The 22,823-nt window shown below is 29.4% G+C and carries 23 protein-coding genes, 1 tRNA gene and 1 pseudogene; 22 read left to right on the forward strand and 3 right to left on the reverse strand.

Going from position 1 to position 22,823, the window contains the following annotated elements; translation table 4 throughout:
* The first annotated feature begins 47 nt into the window (after nucleotides 1-47).
* The 4 genes from ACQH24_RS00660 (at nucleotide 48) to ACQH24_RS00675 (ending at nucleotide 5,672) form a co-directional block, all read left to right on the forward strand.
* A complete protein-coding gene (locus tag ACQH24_RS00660) occupies nucleotides 48-251 on the forward strand; it encodes a hypothetical protein (RefSeq protein ID WP_425380136.1) in 204 nt (67 codons plus the stop codon).
* Between the two features lie 230 nt (nucleotides 252-481).
* Nucleotides 482-625 (forward strand): hypothetical protein, encoded by a 144-nt coding sequence (locus tag ACQH24_RS00665; protein WP_425380137.1) that lies wholly within the window; start codon nucleotides 482-484, stop codon nucleotides 623-625.
* 146 nt (nucleotides 626-771) lie between these two features.
* Entirely contained in the window at nucleotides 772-2,442 is a 1,671-nt protein-coding gene (locus ACQH24_RS00670; RefSeq protein WP_425380138.1) for an MATE family efflux transporter, read from the forward strand.
* A 173-nt stretch (nucleotides 2,443-2,615) separates the two neighbouring features.
* Nucleotides 2,616-5,672, forward strand: a complete 3,057-nt coding sequence (locus ACQH24_RS00675; protein ID WP_425380139.1) for a 2-oxo acid dehydrogenase subunit E2 — start codon at nucleotides 2,616-2,618, stop codon at nucleotides 5,670-5,672.
* A 70-nt stretch (nucleotides 5,673-5,742) separates the two neighbouring features.
* Here the strand turns inward: ACQH24_RS00675 and ACQH24_RS00680 are convergent, their stop codons facing one another.
* Entirely contained in the window at nucleotides 5,743-6,291 is a 549-nt protein-coding gene (locus ACQH24_RS00680; RefSeq protein ID WP_425380140.1) for a YigZ family protein, read from the reverse strand.
* Between the two features lie 579 nt (nucleotides 6,292-6,870).
* Between ACQH24_RS00680 and ACQH24_RS00685 the strand changes: the two genes are divergently transcribed.
* Nucleotides 6,871-6,946 (forward strand) — tRNA-His (locus tag ACQH24_RS00685).
* 285 nt (nucleotides 6,947-7,231) lie between these two features.
* Complete coding sequence (locus ACQH24_RS00690; RefSeq protein ID WP_425380141.1) at nucleotides 7,232-7,774, forward strand: DUF402 domain-containing protein; 543 nt, start codon at nucleotides 7,232-7,234, stop codon at nucleotides 7,772-7,774.
* A 240-nt stretch (nucleotides 7,775-8,014) separates the two neighbouring features.
* Here the strand turns inward: ACQH24_RS00690 and ACQH24_RS00695 are convergent, their stop codons facing one another.
* A complete protein-coding gene (locus ACQH24_RS00695; protein WP_425380142.1) occupies nucleotides 8,015-8,905 on the reverse strand; it encodes a transposase in 891 nt (296 codons plus the stop codon).
* A 181-nt stretch (nucleotides 8,906-9,086) separates the two neighbouring features.
* Between ACQH24_RS00695 and ACQH24_RS00700 the strand changes: the two are divergent.
* A pseudogene (locus ACQH24_RS00700) lies at nucleotides 9,087-10,494 on the forward strand (glycoside hydrolase family 1 protein).
* 497 nt (nucleotides 10,495-10,991) lie between these two features.
* On the opposite strand, the gene ACQH24_RS00705 reads toward ACQH24_RS00700, so the two are convergent.
* On the reverse strand, nucleotides 10,992-11,192 hold the full coding sequence (locus ACQH24_RS00705) for a hypothetical protein (RefSeq protein WP_425380143.1): 201 nt from the start codon (nucleotides 11,190-11,192) through the stop codon (nucleotides 10,992-10,994).
* Nucleotides 11,193-11,265: 73 nt separating this feature from the next.
* On the opposite strand from ACQH24_RS00705, the gene ACQH24_RS00710 reads away from it, so the two are divergent.
* From ACQH24_RS00710 to atpD, 15 genes are all read left to right on the forward strand, one after another.
* Complete coding sequence (locus ACQH24_RS00710) at nucleotides 11,266-12,366, forward strand: glycoside hydrolase family 1 protein (RefSeq protein WP_425380144.1); 1,101 nt, start codon at nucleotides 11,266-11,268, stop codon at nucleotides 12,364-12,366.
* Nucleotides 12,367-12,375: 9 nt separating this feature from the next.
* Nucleotides 12,376-12,507, forward strand: coding sequence for a family 1 glycosylhydrolase (locus ACQH24_RS00715; protein WP_425380145.1), 132 nt, complete (start codon nucleotides 12,376-12,378; stop codon nucleotides 12,505-12,507).
* Between the two features lie 68 nt (nucleotides 12,508-12,575).
* Nucleotides 12,576-12,749, forward strand: coding sequence for a hypothetical protein (locus ACQH24_RS00720; protein ID WP_425380146.1), 174 nt, complete (start codon nucleotides 12,576-12,578; stop codon nucleotides 12,747-12,749).
* 396 nt (nucleotides 12,750-13,145) lie between these two features.
* Complete coding sequence (locus ACQH24_RS00725; protein WP_425380147.1) at nucleotides 13,146-14,024, forward strand: ROK family protein; 879 nt, start codon at nucleotides 13,146-13,148, stop codon at nucleotides 14,022-14,024.
* 19 nt (nucleotides 14,025-14,043) lie between these two features.
* Entirely contained in the window at nucleotides 14,044-14,376 is a 333-nt protein-coding gene (locus ACQH24_RS00730) for a PTS lactose/cellobiose transporter subunit IIA (RefSeq protein ID WP_425380148.1), read from the forward strand.
* Nucleotides 14,377-14,414: 38 nt separating this feature from the next.
* Nucleotides 14,415-15,500: a MupG family TIM beta-alpha barrel fold protein gene (locus ACQH24_RS00735; RefSeq protein WP_425380149.1), complete on the forward strand. Its 1,086-nt coding sequence runs from the start codon at nucleotides 14,415-14,417 to the stop codon at nucleotides 15,498-15,500.
* A 119-nt stretch (nucleotides 15,501-15,619) separates the two neighbouring features.
* Nucleotides 15,620-16,243, forward strand: a complete 624-nt coding sequence (gene upp / locus ACQH24_RS00740) for a uracil phosphoribosyltransferase (RefSeq protein WP_425380150.1) — start codon at nucleotides 15,620-15,622, stop codon at nucleotides 16,241-16,243.
* 70 nt (nucleotides 16,244-16,313) lie between these two features.
* A complete protein-coding gene (locus ACQH24_RS00745) occupies nucleotides 16,314-16,673 on the forward strand; it encodes an MG406 family protein (RefSeq protein WP_425380669.1) in 360 nt (119 codons plus the stop codon).
* Complete coding sequence (locus tag ACQH24_RS00750) at nucleotides 16,663-17,481, forward strand: F0F1 ATP synthase subunit A (protein ID WP_425380670.1); 819 nt, start codon at nucleotides 16,663-16,665, stop codon at nucleotides 17,479-17,481. The genes ACQH24_RS00745 and ACQH24_RS00750 overlap by 11 nt, the downstream gene beginning before the upstream one ends.
* A gap of 52 nt (nucleotides 17,482-17,533) precedes the next feature.
* Nucleotides 17,534-17,821: an ATP synthase F0 subunit C gene (gene atpE, locus ACQH24_RS00755; protein ID WP_425380151.1), complete on the forward strand. Its 288-nt coding sequence runs from the start codon at nucleotides 17,534-17,536 to the stop codon at nucleotides 17,819-17,821.
* Between the two features lie 47 nt (nucleotides 17,822-17,868).
* Nucleotides 17,869-18,396, forward strand: coding sequence for a F0F1 ATP synthase subunit B (gene atpF / locus ACQH24_RS00760; RefSeq protein WP_425380152.1), 528 nt, complete (start codon nucleotides 17,869-17,871; stop codon nucleotides 18,394-18,396).
* A gap of 6 nt (nucleotides 18,397-18,402) precedes the next feature.
* Nucleotides 18,403-18,948, forward strand: coding sequence for a F0F1 ATP synthase subunit delta (locus tag ACQH24_RS00765; RefSeq protein ID WP_425380153.1), 546 nt, complete (start codon nucleotides 18,403-18,405; stop codon nucleotides 18,946-18,948).
* A 17-nt stretch (nucleotides 18,949-18,965) separates the two neighbouring features.
* Nucleotides 18,966-20,537, forward strand: coding sequence for a F0F1 ATP synthase subunit alpha (gene atpA / locus ACQH24_RS00770; protein ID WP_425380154.1), 1,572 nt, complete (start codon nucleotides 18,966-18,968; stop codon nucleotides 20,535-20,537).
* Nucleotides 20,538-20,552: 15 nt separating this feature from the next.
* Nucleotides 20,553-21,410, forward strand: coding sequence for an ATP synthase F1 subunit gamma (gene atpG / locus ACQH24_RS00775; protein ID WP_425380155.1), 858 nt, complete (start codon nucleotides 20,553-20,555; stop codon nucleotides 21,408-21,410).
* A 15-nt stretch (nucleotides 21,411-21,425) separates the two neighbouring features.
* Nucleotides 21,426-22,823, forward strand: a complete 1,398-nt coding sequence (gene atpD, locus ACQH24_RS00780; RefSeq protein WP_425380156.1) for a F0F1 ATP synthase subunit beta — start codon at nucleotides 21,426-21,428, stop codon at nucleotides 22,821-22,823.

Consider the following 22,823-nt stretch of genomic DNA (forward strand, 5'->3'; position numbering starts at 1 on the left):
TATTTTTATTGGATATAATGAAACATATTATGAAGGGGGAAAACTTAATGGCATTAATGGTAAAATCATTATTTGATATTCTCCCATGGTGAGCAGCATTATTGATTGTCCTTGTAATTTTAGTAATTGTTGGAGGGTTAGTTTTTTTCTTCAAACGAAAAACTGATCAAATTGACAATCATAGTGAAAAGGTTAAGATAGAAAGTTTATGGCAAAAAATTCGTCAAAATCGAGCAAAGAAAAAAAAGTAAAATAATTAGGAAAAACAAAAAGAATAAAGTAACGAATGGGGAATCTAATCAATCTAAATAGTTATAGTTTTATGGATTAAAAAGGATTATAAGATTTTTCTGAACCATTAGGGAGTCAATAATCACACTGCTCCCTTTGGTATTAAATTTGGGGTTGATTTAAGTATAATTGCTGTCTTATTATTGGCAGCTTTTTTGTTTCTAAATTAATACATAGTTGGTAACAAAATTTGGCGGTTTATAAGGTATGGGTAAAAGTTAAGATAATAATCATTGGTGTTTATGAAACAACTGCAAATTGATCAACGGCCCGTGTTGATAATTCAACAGATGTTGTTCCATTGGAATTATGCAGGGGTAAATTTAATTTATAAGTTTTTCTTATTGTGTTGACAAAACAATTAGAATATAAATTATATCAAAAATATTGAACTAAGAAAAATAAAAAATAATTATTTTTTATTTTTTTTATATTATAATATTTGCAGTGTAATTTAAATTAATAAGAAAGAAGAATAAAATGACACAATTACAACGTAAAAGCCGACCAAAAATTTTGGCTTCAAAAAAATGGTATGCAACAGCATTAGTATTAATCTTATTAGCAACCGTACAAGAGATCATTATGGAGTCAACGGACTTAGTTGATAATTTTTTTGCAAGTTCAATTAAGAATAATATTCATGGTTTCCAGCATTTAGCAGATGAAATGAAACTAATTTTTGGGGCGGATAATGTTTATAATGTGAAACAAGTTTGGCAAGACTGAGGGTTAGAAAATTATACTGGTTTTCATTATACGGCAGGTCAATTAGCAATTAATGGGATTGCTGCTTCAAATCAACTTTATTTTATTATGTTTGCTATTTTAAGTGGCATTTGTTATGGATTTGGTGTTTTTAATGCCCAATATTTTGGGGCCCAAAAGTATAAAGAATTGCGCGAAGTTACTTTGCTAAAGATTTATGTTTGTTTAATTATTTGCTTTGTTGTGTTAATTTTATCGCAAATTTGTGGTTACCAATTAGTTAGTTTCACAACATCACCTAAGTATGCCCCACGGCCAGAAGATTTTAGACAACTCCAACCGGCGGATAAAGATTTAGCAATACAATGGTTTAAATATTTTGAGTATCAAGCTGCCTCAATTTCCACTAAAGAAGGGACAGAATATTTTAAGATTATTGCTTTGTCATATCCATTGTTAGCAATTAATATTGCTTTTATTACAACCCTAAGAGAAACAGGGCGAGCTGGTTTAGCAGTTTGAATTTCAATTATTGCATTAAGTACTAATTGTTTTTTGAATCCCTTTTTAATTGAGCCACACTTTCTTGGTAGCTTTAATGGAATTGGGGTAAAAGGAGCGGCGATTGCCACATCTGTTTCGCGTGTATTACAACTAATTTTTATTATTGTGTTATTTTCATATAAACGGTATGAATTTATTCCCCGTATTTGACACCGGTTTGATGGGTATGTTGCTCGCCGGGCTTTTCAAAAAGCATGGCCAATTGTTCTAAACGAAATCTTTTGATCCGTTGGAATGGTCTTGCAAGTTAAATTGCGAGCATATTATAGTCTAGATGCATTAACAGCAAATGCAATTTTTTCAACAATAATTGCGGCATTATATACGCCATTATATCATGGTTTTTCAGCAGGAACTTCGGTTCTAGTTGGTAGTCGATTAGGAGCGAATAACTTGGAAGAAGCAGAGTATAATGGGAGACATTTAGTAATCTTAGCTTTTTTTGTCGGATTTATTGCGGGTTCAATTTTAATTGTAGGCGGTTGGTTTTTACCAGAATTATTATTTAATAATAGTATGCCAGAAACGTTTAGAATTTCGCATTGAATGCTTTTTGCTTATGGACTTTGGTATCCGTGTTTAATGGTTGCTGCAACTAGTTATGCAATTATTAGAACTGGTGGAGCAGTTATGAATGCCTTTGTTTTAGATGCTTTATTCACGTGATTAGTTCCAGTTCCGTTATTAGCAATTTTAATTTTCACATCAAATTTAGATATTATTTATATTGTTTTAATTATGCAATCAGTGGATAGTTTGAAAGCAATTTGGGCAATTGTAATATTAAGTCGGAAAAAATGGGTTAAAAATTTGACGGCAACAAAACATATTACTGAATTTGATAATAAGGTAAAAGAAATGAAAGAAAATGCAAAATAAAGCCAAAAGTTTTGCATTTTTTTATTTTTTGTGTATAATATTATTTTTCATTTTTAGTAATAAAAGCCCCGTATATATGATATAATTATTTTGTAATAAAAATGGGTAGAAAACTGGCTGAACAAAATTTAATAAAACAAATTAAGTTTTTTTGAATGGGGTAAATTGAAACAATGGAAAAAATTAAAGTAGCAAATTTATATAAAAAAGGCATTTTAAAAGGATTCTTATACCAAGATGCTGCTGTCAAAGCGGGTGATGCAATTGCCTTGATTGAAAGTGACAGTGGGGAAATTATTGTTGAAGCTCCCATGGATGGAATTATTGTTAAGCCAATTAAACCTAATAGCAAAATTAAAAATAATGCTGTTATTGCCCATTTATTAACAACTGAGTCTGAAATTGAAAAATATTATTTTAAACAGCTTGATAATGATGAATTTAGTCATTTAGATAAAAAAGGTGTTGTTTTTTCAACAACAAAAAATGGTGAATTTGGGACAAAATGAAAAGATGTTGAAGAAGATAATTTTTCTGGCGCAGATTTTGTTGACCCTAATAAGTTAAATCCTACTTTTACACCACCATTAGTACAAGAACAATCACAAAATAATTATGAATCAATCCCAAATGAAAATGTGTATAATACACCAAACATTGATTCCGGTGCAGTATTAATTGATGAACAATTAATCCCAAATGGAAATGTATTTCAAGATTTTGAACAAAATAATTTCAATCAACCATGATCAGAAGGAATGATTAGTAATCCTAATTTAGATGGGAATAACTTTATACAACCACAATATAATATGAATCAACAACAACAAACGTTTTTTCCTGATTCAGTGGCAACTGTTCAATCAGAATCAGTGCTTAAAGAAAAACCGATTTCCCAAGATAAACCAGTTCCGAGTAAAAGATGAGATGAAACGGAATTGACATTTGGCCCTAAGAAAAGTCGTACGCTTTCTTTTAAAGAATTAAGAATTGATGATGATCATATTATTAATAATCGTGCAAAAATCCCTTCAATTGATGTAATCAAACAATCACCTAGTCAAAACATGCAAACTTGAGGGGAGAATACAATGGTTAACATACCTAATTCAAATCAAAATAATATTAAAGAAAATACTTTTAATTCAACAGTTAATAGTTTTGATCCTAATTCACAAACAACTAATCATAATGTTATTACAAATGCTGTGCCAATTGGGCAACAAAAATTAGTAGAAGAAAACTATGCCAAAGAATATGCTAAGTATTTAGTTAATGAAACAAAACAACAAGATATTAATCCAGCTAATGCGGGGTCATTTTTGGGAGGGCAAACTGAAGATAATGATTTTCGTAGTCTTGTTAATAAACGTCGACAACAATTGCACAGTAAAAATGATTTTTATGAATTATCATTAGAAAATGATAATTCAAAAAGTGCAATGGATTTTTTAGATGAGAATGGTCGTCCCAAAATTTTACGTAATATTGTGCAAGGAAGAATGAATGATTTAATTAAAAGAAATGCGAGACCAGAAATGTTAAGTGACTATAATAGTGGGATAAGTAATTATGACTATGATCAATCTGGTTATAATGTTAATAATGATGATGCAGCTGATGAAGTTTATATTTCCGCGGATGGTTATGAAATTGACCCTAAAAATTCAGAACAATCAGGTTCAAAACCACAGGGTTATTTTTCACCATTAAAATCTTATCGTGATCGATTATATGAAAAATTAAATGATGGTGGACAACGTGAGAAAATTTTAAAAACAAGAAATCAACGAGAATTAATAAAAAAAAGAATGGAAGAAATTGCAAAGGGTAATGTTGAAGTTGATTCAGTATTAGGAGAAGTCAATAATTATCGTCGTCCTTCTTTTGAAGAAATTGAATCACAATATGAAAAATTAGATAATGAATATTATGATAGTAAAAAACAATTTCAAAATAGATCACTATCAAATTCTCAGGAAGAATTTAATTCACGAAATAAAAATCAATCATCAGATGGGACGTTAAACCAAGATAACAATCAGAGAAAAGATAATGTGACACCAATCACAAATAATTTTCAGGTTCCCTCGGGACAACCTTCAGCAAGCGATAATAAGGTGATGGTTGAGTTAGCTGTTTTAAAAGAAAAAATATCAAACCAAGAACAAAATAATCGTCAAAATGAATTGTTACATGAAATTAAAAGTTTACGAGAAGCAAATCATAATAACAATAATAATAATTCCAATAACTTGGATAAAATGATGCAGTATATGTTAATGCAGCAGATGTTAAAAACAATGAATGCATCCGATCCAATCTCAAAAGAAATGTTGAAAGAATTTAATTTTAATAATAAGCAATCATTTAATCAAGAGAATGAAAATAATTCTAATGCTAATAATTTACAAGTTAAGAAATTTGATAATGATTTAAAGGGAATTCCGAACACTTATGGAAATTTAGTTCAGCCATTAAATAATAATTTGAACATTGTAAATACTAATAGTAATGTTGAACCACAAGGATTAGAAACAAGAGAAGAAATTAAAGCAACAAGATATCCAGCGATTCAATCAATGATTATGTCACAAACGCATGTTCCACCATTAACAATTAATGTGGAAATTGATATGTCATCAATTATTGATCAACAACGAAAGTTAAAAAATGCTAATACTGAATATGGCGTGCGTTTTTCAACAATGAGTTTTCTTGTTAAGGCTGTGTCGTTGGCATTAAGTGAATATCCAAAATTAAATTCATATTATGATCCAAAAACAAATCAAATTGTTATTAAAAATTCACAACATATTGGTTTAGCAACAGAAACTAGTGAAGGGTTAGTGATTCCTGTCATTAAATTTGCTGAACGAATGAGTTTAAAACAAATTGCAATTAACATCCAAGAAACAATTGAACGTTTACGTCAGGGTGAATTATATGATTATGAATTGCAAGGAAGTACAATTACTATTGCTAATTATGGAACAGTAGGTGCTGTTAATGCGACACCAACAATTTTTTACCCAAACTCAGCGGTAATTGGAATTGGACGAATCGCTCGTAAACCAGTTGTTATTAAAGGTGATAAATTAGTCATTCGCTCAATGATGAATATTGCTCTAACAGTTGATCAACGTATTATTGATGCGGCGGAGGCTGGAATCTTTTTAACACGATTAAAAGAAATCTTAGAATCACCAGAGTTAATTACTTTATCATAAAAAAATCTTATTAATAAATATTAATAAGATTTTTTAATTTTTTAAAATTTTATAACTATATATTATTCCTTTAATTTAAGATATTATTGTTACGGTCGATAATTATAGTAAAAATTAAGTCACCACTATAAATTAATCTGGATACAATATTAATATTATATGTACCTAATAATTCACGTAAGAATAATTCATTTAATGGGCGTAATAAGATTCCAATTTTAATTTGTTCATTTATTTTTTCTAATTGGGCGGAAGTTAATATCAGGCGGGTGATTGTTGCATACCCATTTTTGATTCAATCTTCGGGTAAATTATAAAGAGGATTAAAATATCGACTGACTAAGACGATAATATTTGTTAAATTTTTATCAATAATATTTTCTAAAATGGTTTTCCCAGCGATATGTCGTATTTCGCCATTATCAGTTTTGTAAATATTTTCTCGTCTACTACCAATCACATACGCATATGCGTTATGGTTTGCTTTTTTATCTTTATATTCTTTTAAGAAGTTAATAACATCTGTCTCTGTTTGAACGTAACTAGCGAAACAAAGGAATTTAACATTACGAATTATTAATTCTTTAGTTAAATTTTTGTTCTTTTTAATGATATACATTTTGTTATTCTTCTTCCATTTATACTCCTTTGGGTACTAAAAATCCGTACCTAGTATATTATAATATAAATCAGTAATAAGATTTATTAACAAATTAAGAGTTTTCAAATATTTGTATTGATGAAAGAATAAGCTTTAGTTAATTTTTGACTGCCCCCAATTTTTCTAAGATATCAAACAGATTTTGAACAGTTTAGTGTTCATTGCGCAATTAATAGTGCTGCAAAGACAGCTGCATATGGACAATCGGGGCAACATTAATATTGTTTAAGGTTTAAAATAGGAGATGTATCCTAGTTTTTTATAAGCCAATTATTTTGCAAATATAATATCTAATTCAATTTACATCTCTGTAAATTCTTTAAAATTAGTGTTATGGCGAAAGATTATATTAACAGTTTATTTGTGTATGTAATTTATAGGTCCTTTACTATTTTCAAAACAAAGTATAATAAATATTAGTTACTTTATTATAGATTATTGCATTTGTTATAATCGTTTTTACATAACTCTATTTTTTTATTTACATTTTCTTGTTTTAAGTTATAATAAGTAAGGTTATTTATTTAATCATATATGGCGGTTGTGGCGAAGAGGTTAACGCTCCGGATTGTGGCTCCGGCACTTGTGGGTTCAAGTCCCATCAGCCGCCCCATTTTTTAACTACAGTTGAGTAGTTTTTTTTAATTATTTAAGTTTATAATTTATAAAATTATTGATTATTTTTTAGGGATAGGGTTTTATTATTTGCTTAATAAAATATTACTGATATAATTAATATGTTGACATATTTAAAATAAGTTCTATTTTAAATTAATTAATATCAAATGATAAAATTCTATATTATGGCAATTTATAATTTCACTGACATTTTTATTGTTTTATTTTTAATTGTTTTTTGTTGTAATTTTTGTCAATCATTTACTAAGGAGGCAACATAATGAACAAGTTACAAGTTGGAGATACCGTTTTTGTACATGCTTATAAACATAATGGTTCGGTTTATCGTAGCTGAGAATCAGCGATTATTTTATTGTTAGAAGAAGACTATATTGTTTTAGTGAATGAAGATGTAACAGTAACAGAATTGAACGGTAGAAAATGAAAAACAAATGAACCAGCGATTTGAATTTTTAATCGTAAAAATTGAAGTAATATCATTTGCATGTTTAAAGAAAGCGGAATTAACTATTATTGTAATATTGCTTCACCATTTATTATGGAACAAAATACAATCAAATATATTGATTATGATTTAGACATTAAGGTTTTTGCAGATGGAAGTTACAAAATTTTAGATTTAAAAGAATTTAATCGTAATCGAATTACTTGAAAGTATAGTCGTGATATTATTAATGCTATTTGAACAGAAATTGATAATTTAAAGCATCTAATAAAAAATAAACTTTTTATTTTCGAAAATAATAAAGCATTTGAGCTATGAGATCAATATTTAGAATTAAAACAGAGTATTAAAAAATAAATTCTCTGTTTTTTATTTACAATAAATGATAAAAACAATGTTACAAATGTTGTTTAAGTTACAGGATTTTTTCTTTAATTTTGTCGAAAACTCTTGATGAAATAAAAAAATCATCAATATGACAATTTGAAAAATAATTTTGTTTAAGATCATGATTTTGCTTTAAATTTTTTAAACATTAAAATATAATACCGTTGATTGTTGTTTTGGTATTAAACCTTTATGTTGGTATTTTCATTTTTATAGATTTAAATAATTTTGAATATTAGTGAAACCCAAACCATGATAATGAATTAAGGCTTCTTTAAGACTGGATTGTAATTTACTAATCTTATTTAACTTTCGATAACTAGTATCAGGGTTTGTACTAGTTTTGGTAGAATATAGAGTAGAATTTGTTTGTTTTGCTACTAATAAATATAATGGTTGCATGTCAGAAATAATTATTGATTTTTCTTTAATTAATTGCTTATTCATATTTTCAATAATTCATTGTTTTTGTAATCGTTTGGTATTGGTGGATTGAACAAAAATATTATTATTGCTATCAACTACCATTTGAATACAGCATTTGGTATTAGTTGAAAATGGATCAAGATGAGTTTTTCGTTTATCAAATTTATCTTTAAAATTACCTTTATGGATTTCTTTAATAAAAGTTTCATCAATTTGGATTTGACCATTTAATTTTTTAAATTTTAATTGAGTATTTTCTAATTGTTTTGATTGCATTAATTTTTGACGATTATATCAAGCAGTTTTTGGTGTTGTTTTAATAAAACGGGAAATTATTTTACTAGATTGTCCTAATAATGAAATTTGAATTAATAAATTTCACTGTTCATAATTTAAATGACTTCAATAAGTAAAATGATGACGAAAAGCATCAAAACTAGCACGACATTTTTTACATAAATATTTTTGTTTTCCTTCGGGATTATGACCATTTTTAACACAATGATAAGATTTACAATCAGGACATATAATGCCTTTATCTCTAAATTTTTGATCAATTTCATTTAAACGTTTTTGTTTTTTGATTACTTCTGCTTCTTTTTTTATTTTTTCAGCAAATTCTAAAAATTGATCATCTGTAAAACTGTTTTTTAATTCTGTAATTATTTTTTCCATCAATTATTTACCTCTATATATTAAAAATATACCTAAAATTAGATATATTCTATAAATATCAAGAGTTTTCGACAAAATTAAAGGATTTTTTTGCTTTTATTAGCATAAAATTATTTTAGAATGTATTGTTTGTCTAAATATAATAGATATAATAAGATATATATTTGAAAGGAAATTTCTAATGGGACAATATGATTTTGGAAAAAATTTTTTATGAGGAAGTGCTTTTTCAGGACCACAAACAGAAAGTGCTTTTTTTGCAAGATGGAAAATCAGCTTCAAATTGAGATTTTTGATTTAAAATAGAGAAATATCGTTTTTTTCAGCAACAGCCATGTTTAAATGATTTTTACCATCGTTACCCCGAGGATATTAAAATTGCTAAAGAATTGAATTTTAATTCATTACGAACATCAATTCAGTGAACTAGATTAATTCCAGATGGTAAAACAATTAACCAAAAAGGGATTGAATTTTATAATAATGTCATTAATGAAATGCTAAAAAATAACATTAAACCAATTATTACCTTATTTCATTTTGATATGCCACATTGAGCTCAAGAAAAAGGGGGTTGATTATCACGCGAAGTAGTTGACGCTTTTGTTTATTATGCTAAAACTTGTTTTAAATTATTTGGTGATCGCGTGACAATGTTTACGACCTTTAATGAACCAATTGTTGTTATTGAAGGTGGCTATTGATATGATTGGCATCGACCTAATGAAGTTAATATGCAAGCAGGTATGCAAGCACAATGGAATAGTTTAATTGCACATTTGAAAGTGGTCAAAGAATATCGTAAATTAAAATTGCAAGGACAAATTGGATGTATTTTAAGTATTTCTCCATCAATTCCACGTAGTCAAAATAAAGCTGATTTATGTGCAGCAAAATGACATGATTTATTTACCACTAATTGTTTTTTAGATCCAATGGTTAAACATACTTATCCACAAGAGTTAAAAGAATTAGCTCAAAAATATCATTTTATGTGAGAGATTATGGACGAAGATGAAGAATTGATTAAAGACCAGAGTTTAAAAATTGATTTTTTGGGAGTTAATTATTATCAACCAATGCGTGTTAAATGTGTTGATTTTATTCCTGACTTTACTAATGGCGCAATTACGCCCCATTATTTTTATCAGCCGTATGAAATGCCAGGGCGCCAAATTAATCCTTACCGTGGTTGAGAAATTTTTCCAAAAGGAATTTATTTAACATTAATGAATTTAAAAGAGCATTATGATAATATTCCAGTTTATATTTCTGAAAATGGAATGGGCGTTGAAAATGAAGAACGTTTTCTTGAAAATGAGGTAATTAATGATCAATACCGGATTGATTTTGTTAAAGAACATTTAGTATGAGTTCATAAGGCAATTAGTGAAGGATCAAATTGCTTTGGTTATCATTCTTGGACATACATTGATAATTGATCATGAATGAATGCTTATAAAAATCGCTATGGTTTTGTACAATTAGATTTAACTAAAAATGGGAAACGAAGCTTTAAAAAATCGGCTACTTTTATGGCAAAAATTGCTGAAACAAGTATGCTTGTAGATAATGAAGAATTAACTTAAAGGAATCAAATTGAAAAGTACTGATGAGAGATACATAATTGTATTACCTCTTTTTGGATATTTTTATATAAAAATTAGAATAATTTTCTTAATTTTTCGCAAAGTTTGAAAAATATTGCTTTATTATTATTTCCTATATATAATAAAAAAGAAGGTAACTTCAGTAGAAACACAAAGCTATTATGAAAAACTTTGCTAATATTTTCCAATAGAATGAGTACTTTATTTTTAGCTAAAAAATGGAAGAACCGCTGGAAATATGAATATGGATACTTATTTTAAAATATTGTACACTGAAAAACTGATCTACTTGCATATCAAAAATAAATGAAGTATTTACATGATAAAGAATATCGGAATCAATTTAAAACAAAAGCAGATATTAAAAAGGTTCGTTAATCAAAAAAAGCAGAAAAAATTCTGCTAAGAAATAATATAATGCACCTGTTGCTAATTAATTAGTGGTTGGTGCTTTTCAATTTTTCTAATACATTATTTTAAGCGAAAACAGTTACTGCTAAAATTACTAAAATTAGAAAAATACTAAAGCAAACACTATAAGATACAATTAAAGCTATTTTATGTCATGGCGAATAACGTTGCAATACTCTTGTTCGAAATCTTGTAATTGTTCAAACAATGAAAGGAATAATAAAGAAAATTACCGCTATAATTATGATAATATATTGTGTTGACATTTTTAATCACCTTATTTAATTTTAACGAAATAAAATTAAAAAGACAACATTAGAGGTTAGAAAGAAGGAAATTATGATTGGAAAAAAATTTATTTTTGCAGCTTCAACATGTGCTTTCCAAATTGAAGGTGGCCGGAACTTAGGGGGGCGAACAGATTCTATTTGAGATGAATTTACAAAACGTAATTTTTTTATTCCGCCATTAGGAAAAGCAACACGTGAAATTAATTCAATTGCATTAGCATCTGATTTTTATAGTAAATATAAAACGGATGCACGAATTATGAAACGAATGGGTTTGCAAGGGTTTGTCTATAATATGGATTGGACCCGTATTTTCCCCAAAAATAGTAGTGATTTTAATCCGGAGGGAATTAAATTTTATGATGATGTTTTTAAAACTTTGACTGAAAAGGGTATAAAACCAATTCCAATCTTATACCATTGAGATACCCCAATGTGAGCAGAAATCCAAGGTGGTTTTGAAAACCGAGATGTGATAGAATGATTTCGGAACTATGTAAGAATTGTTTTCCGATTTTTAGGGAAATATAGTGATTTATCGTTTGTAAATGATGAAAATTCAACTTTCACTTTAAATGGATATTTGAGCGATTATTATCCCCCGGCAAAAAATAATAAAACAGCTTTCGCAAAAGCAATTCATCACTTAAATCTTAGTGCAGCGATTGCTAAAGAAGAATTTGAATTAGCAAAAGTAGCTGGGTATATTGCAGAAGATGCCCGCTTAGGAATTGACCATGATTGAACACCACCACATCAATACCAAGAGGGGGATGAAGCAGCAGTGGTAAAATACAATCAATGATTTAAGAACTTTTTCTTAGATCCAAATTTAAAAGGAACTTATCCTGAAGTCTTTTTTCAATGATTAAAAGATGAAGAGATTGATTTGACAATTACAGATCAAGATTTAACATTATTGTTAAAAAATCGATTGGATTTAATTGGGTGAAATTATTACCGCCCTTGTTATATTACAAGTGATGAAAATGTTGATGATTTAAAAATGCTTCGTCAGAAAAGCCATACTTTTTTTGTTTCGGGTTTTAAACAAGTTTTTCCAAAAGATATTGAATACACAAAATGGAATTGAATTATTGATCCATCAATGCTAGCAACAGGAGCGGAAATATTATGAAAAGAATATTAAAAGCCAGTGATGATTATTGAAAATGGAATGGGTGATTTTGATAATAAAACAGGAGAGTTAATTCTGGACAAAGATCGTATTCGTTATTTAAGTTTACATTTGGCAGAAGTTTTTAAGGCAATTGAACGGGGGTTAATATAATTGGCTATTCTGTATGAACTTACTGTGATGTTTTTTCACCAAGTGGTGGTTATCGTAAAGATTATGGATTGGTTGCCGTTGATTTTAATAGTAAAATTAAAACCCGTACACCAAAATTATCTTATGTTTGGTACAAACGTGTCATTGCTTCGGATGGTAAAAATTTAACTTTTAATGATGAAAAGAATCTTACGATATTATTAAAAACAGAATTATCGACATGAGATTTTTGATATCAATAAGGAGTCACAAATTAAACGATTTAGTTGTGCTTATTTAGGTGATTGAAAAAGACAAAATATTATGCGGAAATTATATTATTTAGTAGATATCATTTATGCTTTATAAGCAAATTTAATTAAAAATGTTGATAAGCCATGTTTAACAAATAGTGAAGATTATGTTTGTAAATTGAACATATTTATTAACTGTGAAAAATCAAAAAAACAGAATTAAACATTGTTACAAAAACTATTTCACTAGAAATTATTAAAATTCTAGAATTAACTAATAATAGGAATGATAATAAAATTGTTGAGTTATAGAAAGGAAATAAATTATAATGAATGTTTTGGCAATTGATTTAGGAGGGACTAGCTCTAAATGTGCATTTTTTTCAAGCAAAAAAGCAATTCTTTGTGAATTTAAAGTGGCAACAAAAAAAAGAAGCAATATTACAAAATCTAAAAACAGAACTTGATGAGCAATTAGATAAGTACCAAATTGATTGATCAACAATAAGTCAAATTGGATTTGCGATTCCTGGTTTTTTAGATGAAAAAAATGGAATTGTTGTTTTGGCAGGGAACTTAAATTGGCATTATTTTAATATTAAAAAAGAAGCAGAAGATATTTTTCAAAAACCAGTTCATATTATTAACGATGCTAATGCCGCTGCATTAGCGGAATATTGAGATCAAACTTACGATAAAAAGGAATCACTATTGTTATATACATTAGGAACTGGAATTGGAGGGGGTATTATTTTAAATGGTGCCCTATGAACCGGAGCAAATGGTTATGCTGGTGAATTTGGTCATGGTGGTTATTTCCAAAATCATTTCCCATGCACGTGTGGATTAGAACATTGCATTGAACCAGTTTCATCAGCAACAGGATTAACAAAATTAATTAACGAAGTTGCTGATAAACAACAAGAGAGTTCTTTAGGTAATTTAAAAGCAAAATTACAACGGGATTTAAAATTAGTAGATATTAAAACATTATTTGATAAAAATGATGAAATCACAATTGCCACAATTACTGAAGGTTTAGTTCCATTGGCATATCATATTGTTACAATGTTATATATCTTGAATCCGGAAATAATTATTTTAGCGGGGGGCGTCACGAATCTAGGAGTAAAATTGAAACATATTCTTGAAAATTTAGTTAAAGCACGAATTGGTGATTTTATGTTAAAAACTTTCAAAATTAAAATTTCTAATTTACAAGATAAAGCGGGGATGTATGGAACAGGATACTATGCCCTTTCAAAGATAAAACAGGTAAAATAAAGAAAAGGAGAAAATTATTATGGAACAAATAAATTTTGAAAAAGTATCATTTGGTATTATTACTTTTGCTGGAATGGCAAAATCAAATGCGTTAATTGCAATTAAAACAGCAAAAGAAGGTAACATTGAGAGTGCAAATAATTTAATTGCAGAAGCAGAACAAAATATTATTTCGGCAGAAAAACAACATATGAATATTATTCAACAAGAAGCCCAAGGTGTTAAGCACCAAATTCCGGTTTTATTTATTCATGCCGAAGATCAAATGATGACAGCACAGATGGTTATTGAATTAGCAAAAGAATTTATTGATTTGTATGATAAACTACAGGCCAAAAAGGTTTTAGATTAATTATTATGCGTCTTGGTATTAGTCTATATCCTCATTTGATGGCAGAAAACTATGATTTAGCAGGTTATTTAACAAAATGTGTCAAAGCTCAAATTAAGGTTGTTTTTACTACGCTAATTAATGTCAAAAAAAGTGACCAACAAGTATTTCAACGATTTTTATCCTTAACAAAAATAGCTAACAAGTTAGGAATGGATGTTTATGGTGATGTTGATGGGACGGTTTATGAGGAATTTGGTTTAGATAAAAATAATCGTGAACAAATTATGGATTTCTTTATTATAGAATTAGGATTAAAAGGAATTCGATTTGATTGTGGCGTTAGTCCTGAAGATATGGCAAAGTTAACTCATAACCATCAAGATATTAAAATTATTTTGAATGCTTCAAATCCAGCAGAAGAAGTAGCATATTTACTTTCATTACAAGCAAAAAAAAGTAATTTAGTATCTTGCTGAAATTTTTATCCACAGCGTTATACTGCAAGTTCATTGTCATATTTTACAGAAAAAATAACAGCTTTAAAAGCATCGGGCATTTTGTCACAAGCTTTTGTTGCTTTACAACGTTCTGATGCCCAAGGACCGTGACAGCATAATGATAAATTACCAAGTATTGAAATGCATCGTGATTTATCATTAGATTTCCAAGTTCGTCATTTTGTGGCCTTGGGTGTTGATGATATTATTGTTTCAACACAGTTTTTAAATGATACGGAGTTAATGGTTTTGACCAATATTAATTTACATAAAATAACTTTAAATTTAAAACCAGCTGTTGACATCACATCGGTAGAACAGAAAATTTTAAATGATCAAAGTGTCCACTTTGTGCGTCCTGATTTGGCAGAATATATTATTCGTAGTACTTTTTCGCGTTTAAAATATCATCATAATGATATTCCAGTTCGTCATTTTAAGGGAAAATATTTTGAAAAAGGTGATGTTGTTATTTTAAATAATAACGCACAGAATTATAAAGGGGAGTTACAAATTGTTACAAAGCAAATGGCAAATGATGGCATTCGAAACTTGGTGGGACATTTAGAAGAAAGTGAACAAAGTATTGTTGCTTGTTTAACACCAAATTGTGAATTTAGTTTTAATTTAGCAAAAGAATCTTAACTAACGGTTAAGATTTTTTTGAAAAGTTAATTTGAATTTTATTGTTAATTATTTGTTAAATCTTGGTATCTCTTTTTAATTATGTTAAAATCTAATAAATTAAGGAGGAAAAATAATTAATGTCATTTACTGTAATAAAACATCCCTTAATTTTAGACAAATTAACAAGGATGCGTAAGAAAGAAAGTAACTCAAAAGTATTTAAGGAAAATTTAGATGAAATTGCCCAATTAATGGCTTATGAAATATTTCGTGAAATTGAATTAAAAGAATTTGAAATTGATACACCAGTAGCAAAAACAAAAGGATATAAAATTGCGAATGATATTGTTTTATTTCCAATTTTAAGAGCTGGATTAGGAATGGTTGATGGAATTATTAATTTGGTTCCTAATGCTAAAATTGGCCACATTGGAATGTATCGTGATGAAAAAACATTAGAGCCCCATGAATATTTTGCAAAGAAACCAGAAAACATTACAAAAGCAAATGTTTTAGTGTTGGACCCAATGTTAGCAACAGGGGGAAGTGCTAATCTTGCAATTCAGAAAGTAAAAGAATGGGGAGCAACTAATATTAAATTAGTGTGTTTAGTTGCCGCACCAGAAGGTAAAGCATATATTGAGGAACATCATCCTGATATTGATATTTATGTTGCTGCTTTAGATGAACGATTGGACGAACATGGCTATATTATTCCTGGTCTAGGTGATGCAGGAGACCGTATTTTTGGAACTAAATAAAAAAAATAAATTACATTGAAAAAAACGTTTTAAAGGTGTAGAATATAAAATGTCAATAATAAGTTTAATAATGCTTTTGGGAATATTTGCAATATTGACGATTATATATTTAACTTTAACGCAAGACTGAACTTTATACTCGGGATTAGTTTTAGGGTATTTGTTTTCTCTTATAGGTTTCCTAATCATTTGTTTTTCGGGATGATTGTTAAGTATAAGTTTAAATAAGTACTTTTTTATCTTATTGTACCTAGTTCGCTTAGTTATTTATGCTATACCAATAGTTATTTATGCTAAGAATACTAGTTTTTTTAGCATATATACTGTAATTGTAGGGCTTAGTCTTTGCCCCTTGTCGGCATTGTTTGTTAATATTAAATTTCCATATCATAAGCACAGAAAGGAAGCGATAAATAGTGATGAAAGTTAATTTTTATCAACTTTTTGCAATGAATTTAATTCCTGATCCAAATAAAACTGGAATTGAAGCATGAAGTTACACAATTTTGTTACCGCAATTAGTAACGATAGTGATAACTACTTTTATTATTATGCTTTTATCAATTGGTTATTATAGACGGTTAAAAAAAGTTGGTCCAACTGATGTCCCAACAGGTTTAGTACTTTTTGCTGAAATTACAATTAAATGAGTTGAAAAACAAGTGGTAGATTTAATGGGACCAAAATATAAATTTTTAACAGTTTATGTTATGTACTTATTATTGTATATTGGGATTGGTAATTTGATGAGTGTCGTTGGTTTTGATTCACTTGCGACTGCTTATACAGTGCCATTATCAATGGGAATAGTTACTTTTATTGGGATATATTATTTTGGGATTAAATATCAGAAAATGATGTATTTTAAAAAGTTTGTTAATCCATTAGAATTATTAACACAATTTGTACCGTTAATTTCGATTTCATTTCGTTTATTTGGAAATATCTTAGGTGGTACAGTTATTATTGCTTTATTTACGGCGTTAATGGGCTTTATTTGAGGACAAATCCCTTATATTGGACCGGTTGATTTATTAGCTGGTGTCTTTTTACCATTTTTAAGTATTTATTTTGATGTTTTTGATGGTTTAATTCAAGCGTATATTTTTTCTATTTTAACGATTGCATATTGAGCAATGGAAATGCATACAGATGAAAAAGAAGATAAAGAAAAAACAATTAAATTGAGAAAACCTAAAAAAAGAAAAAATGTTGAAAATGTTCAATTAAATAGATAAAAAAGTATTAAAATAAAACTATATATTTTTTAAAGAAGAGGAGAATTACAATATGTTAGATTTAATGTCAAATATGATTGGTGTATGATTAATGGCAGGAATTAACGAAGGATTTACAAAAGGAATGTCATTATTAGGAGCTGGTTTAGCTGCAATTGGATGTTGTGGTTCAGGAATTGGGCAAGGATACACTGGGGGAAAAGCAGTTGAAGCGATTGCACGTAATCCAGAAGTTGAAGGTAAAGTTCGTACCCAATATATTATTTCTGCTGCTATTACAGAATCAGGGTCAATTTATGCATTAGTTATTGCGATTATTTTAGCATTTGTTGCTGGTTAATTAAAATAATATTAAAGAATTTTTAAGAAGAAAGGTTTGGATGTCTTATGTTATGATTAATGTCAAAACCAATTGAACCATCAGAAATTATTAATCAATTATTTCCGAATTTATGAATTTTTATTGCGCATATAATTGCAACAATTATTTTGTTAATTTTATTATCAAAATGGGTTTATAATCCATTTCGAAAAGCAATGCGCGCTCGTCGTAATAAAATTCGGGAATTAATTCAAGATGCGGCGAATAAGCAGGCAAAAGCAACAATTGATCAAAAAGAAGCATCAAAATTATTAACATCAGCAAAAGTAGAAGCTAATGGGATTCTTGCTAATGCGCGGACTGAAGCGGAAATAAAGCGACATCAAGTGTTAGAATCAACAAAAGCGGAAGTAGTACGTTTAAATGAGCAAGCTCATAAAGAAATTCAAAAGGAAAAAGAACAATATAAAGATGATATTCGAAAATCAATTATTAATATTGCCTTTAATGCAGCTGAACAATTATTAGAAAAAGAAATCAATAAAGAAAAAAATGAAAAATTAGTGGAAGATTTTATTAAGGATTTAGATTAACAGATTATGTTAGTTAGTGAAAAATTTATTGATAATTATGCTGCGGCCTTAATGGATTTAGCCCTTGAAGCAAACAAACTTGATCATTATTTAGAAGTAAGCAATATGATTGTTGAATTGTTTAAACAAGATCCAGATTATATTAAATTAATGATGAATGCGGATATTTCGAAAGAGGAGCGTAAAAAAATCTTAGCGAAACCATTTCAAAAAGCGATTGATCCATTAATTTTGAATGCGCTTTTTTTATTAATTGATCGCGATGCGTTTTCCTATGTGCGAAGAATTTTTAAGTGTTTACGAAAAATCATTAATATTAGGTATGATGTTCGTTATGGTAATATTTTTTCAACTCAACCGTTGTCAAAAAAACAAATTGAAATAATTGAAACAAAATTAAGTAAAAAATTTGGATATCATATTGAGTTAGTTAATAAAATTGATCCATCAGTTCTTGGCGGTGTTCGTGTTAAAATCAAACATGAAATTATTGATGGTTCAATTGCTGGACAATTAGCAACAATGCGGCAAAAAGCAATACACAATAAATAGAAGATGGGGTGGAAAAAGTGGCTTTAAATGTAAATGAAATTTCTGAAATAATTAAAAAACAAATTAAAGAATATGGCAAAAAAATTGAAATTCATGAAGAAGGAACAGTTGTTACGGTTGGTGATGGAATTGCTTTAATTGATGGACTTGATAATGCGATGATGAGTGAGTTGTTAATCTTTCCAAATGATATCTTTGGGATGGTATTAAATTTAGAAGAAGGAGCAGTTGGTGCTGTTTTAATGGGAGATGACACAACTATTCGTGAAGGTGATCAAGTTCGTCGTTCTGGAAAAATTGTTGAAACACCAGTTGGTGATGCTTTATTAGGACGTGTTGTTAATGCTTTAGGTAAACCAATTGATGGGAAAGGACCATTGAAAGCAACAAAAACAAGACCAGTTGAAAGAATTGCCCCAGGAGTTATGACAAGAAAATCTGTTGATCAGCCAATGGAAACCGGGATTATGACGATTGATGCAATGATTCCAATTGGGAAAGGTCAGCGGGAACTAATTATTGGTGATCGACAAACTGGAAAGACAGCAATTGGAATTGATGCAATCCTAAACCAAAAAGGAAAAGGTGTGAAGTGTATTTATGTTGCTATTGGCCAAAAGGCTTCAACTGTTGCACAAATTGTTGAAAAATTACGGGCAGCGGGAGCAATGGAATATACGACTGTTGTTTCAGCAACAGCAAGTGAATTGGCACCATTACAATATTTAGCGCCTTATACTGGGGTGACAATTGGCGAAGAATGAATGGAATCTGGGGATAATGTTATTATTATCTATGATGATCTTTCTAAACATGCTGTTGCTTATCGGACAATGGCTTTGTTATTACATCGCCCACCAGGACGAGAAGCATACCCAGGGGATGTGTTTTATTTACATAGTCGTTTATTGGAACGTGCAGCACGAGTAACAAAAGAATATGGTGGTGGTAGTATTACTGCTTTACCAATTGTTGAAACACAAGCGGGTGATATTTCAGCTTATATTCCAACAAATGTTATTTCAATTACAGATGGGCAAATTTTCTTAAATAATGACCAATTTAATGCGGGAATTCGTCCTGCTGTTGATGCTGGATTATCAGTGTCGCGGGTAGGGTCTGCTGCGCAAATTAAGGCAATGAAACAAGTCGCTGGTTCGTTAAAATTAGAATTGGCACAGTATCGTGAATTACAAGCGTTTGCTCAATTTGGATCGGACTTAGATGATACTACAAAAGAAGTTTTAGAACATGGGAAGCGGGTAATTGAAATTTTAAAACAAAAACAATATGCTCCGCTTTCACAAATTGATCAAGCAATCATTTTATTAGCTGTTAATAAAAAAAGAATTCGTTGAATTCCTGTTGACAAAATTCAGGAATTTAAAGAAGAAATTATTGAATATTTTAAGACAAAAGCAAAACAATATTATGATGAATTAGCAAAAGAAAAAGCTTATAGTGAAACGTTAATGGCCAATATTGATCGCGAAATTATTAATGTTGTAAAAAAAGTTACGAACAAAATTGCGGATTATAAACCAGAACGATTTGGCCGAATTGAAGAATGAAACAAATTAGAACGATAAAGAAGGTTAGATAAAATGGCAGTCGGAACAGGCTTAAAAAAACAAATTAGTTCAATTAATTCAACTTCAAAAATAACGCAAGCAATGAAGTTAGTAGCTACCGCAAAATTAAAAAAAGTTGGAAAACGAATTTCAAATGCGAAACCATATTTTGCTGAAGTTTATACGGTTTTTAACGATATTATTAGTAAAGCGGATAATTCAATTTATCAAAAGAAAGATCCAACTAAAGCTAGTGCAAAAACTTGCTGAATTATTGTCAATTCAAATCTGGGCCTATGTGGTGGTTATAATATTAATATTAATAAATTAGTTTTAAAAGAATTACGGCCAAATGATTATATTATTGCGATTGGTTCAAAAGCAGAATCATTTTATCTGCATAAAGGTTTTAAAATTAATCATGTTATAAAAGATATTGATATTAATTTTTCATATGACGATGCCCGTGAATTTGCCCAGGAAATTTTATCTGGTTTTAATAGTAATAGCTATGATGAAATTAAAATTGCTTATACAAAATTTATTAATAATGTTACTTTTGAACCAACAATTTTACAATTATTACCTATTATTAAGGTAAATAATAAAGAAGAAATTAAACACTTACATGTCATTACGGAATTTGAACCAGAGCCAGCAACCATTTTAGAGAATGCAGTACCAATGTACTTAAATACAATTTTATTTTCAACAATTGTTGAGTCGCAAGTTTCAGAACAGGCATCACGAAGAGTTGCAATGGAAAATGCAACGGATAATGCTAATGCAATGTTAGAAAAATTATCATTATTATATAATCGTAAGCGGCAAGCAGCAATTACACAAGAAATTACGGAAATTGTTGCTGGCGCAGGCGCACAGGAAAATTAAGAGGGGATTAAGAAAATGGACAAAAATGGAAAAGTAGTACAGGTATTAGGACCTGTTGTTGATGTACGATTTGCAGAAGAATATTTACCTGAATTGTATAATGCTATTACGGTTGATAATAATGGAACTAAATTAGTATTAGAAGTTGTTCAACATATTGGTGATGATACGGTTCGTACAATTGCTTTAGGACCAACAGAAGGAATGGCTCGGGGGATGTCCGTAGTTGATACGAAAGCACCGATTACTGTTCCGGTTGGAGAAGAAGTATTGGGAAGAATGTTTAATGTTCTTGGTGAAGCGATTGATGAAAAACCACAACCAAAAACAAAACTAATGCGCCCGATCCATCGTGAAGCACCATCATATGAAGAACAACAAACAACGGCTGAAATTTTGGAGACAGGAATTAAAGTTGTTGACCTATTAGTTCCTTTTGCAAAAGGAGGAAAAATTGGATTATTTGGTGGAGCTGGAGTTGGGAAAACGGTTTTAGTACAAGAATTAATTAATAATGTTGCAAAATCACATGGAGGGATTTCTGTTTTTGCCGGTGTTGGTGAACGAACTCGGGAAGGTAATGATTTATATTTTGAAATGATTGAAGCAGGAGTTATTGATAAAACAGCATTGGTGTTTGGTCAAATGAATGAGACACCAGGAGCTCGTATGCGAGTTGCTTTAACAGGATTAACAATTGCGGAATACTTTCGGGATGATAAAAATCAAGATGTCTTATTATTTATTGATAATATTTTTCGTTTTACACAAGCTGGTTCAGAAGTTTCTGCGCTACTAGGACGAATGCCTTCGGCGGTTGGTTATCAACCAACATTAGCAACAGAAATGGGAGCATTGCAAGAACGAATTACTTCAACTAAAAAGGGAAGTATTACTTCGGTACAAGCGGTTTATGTTCCGGCTGATGATTTAACTGACCCAGCCCCTGCAACAACATTTGCTCATTTGGATGCTAAAGTTGTTTTAGATCGAGAAATTGCGGCGTTAGGAATTTATCCAGCGGTTGATCCATTGGGAAGTTCATCTCGTTTGTTGGACCCATTAGTAGTTGGTGAAGAACATTATGAAGTTGCGCAGGGTGTTCAAGAAATTTTACAAAAATTTAAAGAGTTACAATCAATTATTGCAATTTTAGGAATGGATGAATTATCTGATGAAGATAAAATGGCGGTAGCGCGGGCACGGCGTATTCGAAACTTCTTATCACAACCATTCTTTGTTGCTGAGAAATTTTCGGGAAAACCAGGTAAATATGTTCCTGTCGTGGAAACAATTCGGGCTTTTAAAGAGATTTTAATGGGTAAATATGATGATTTACCAGAGCAAGCATTCTTATATGTTGGAACAATCGATGAGGTTATTAAAGCAGCGGCAGCTTTAAAACATAATTAA

This window comes from Spiroplasma endosymbiont of Stenodema calcarata, from assembly GCF_964031205.1.
In the GTDB taxonomy this organism is placed as follows: domain Bacteria; phylum Bacillota_I; class Bacilli_A; order Mycoplasmatales; family Mycoplasmataceae; genus Spiroplasma.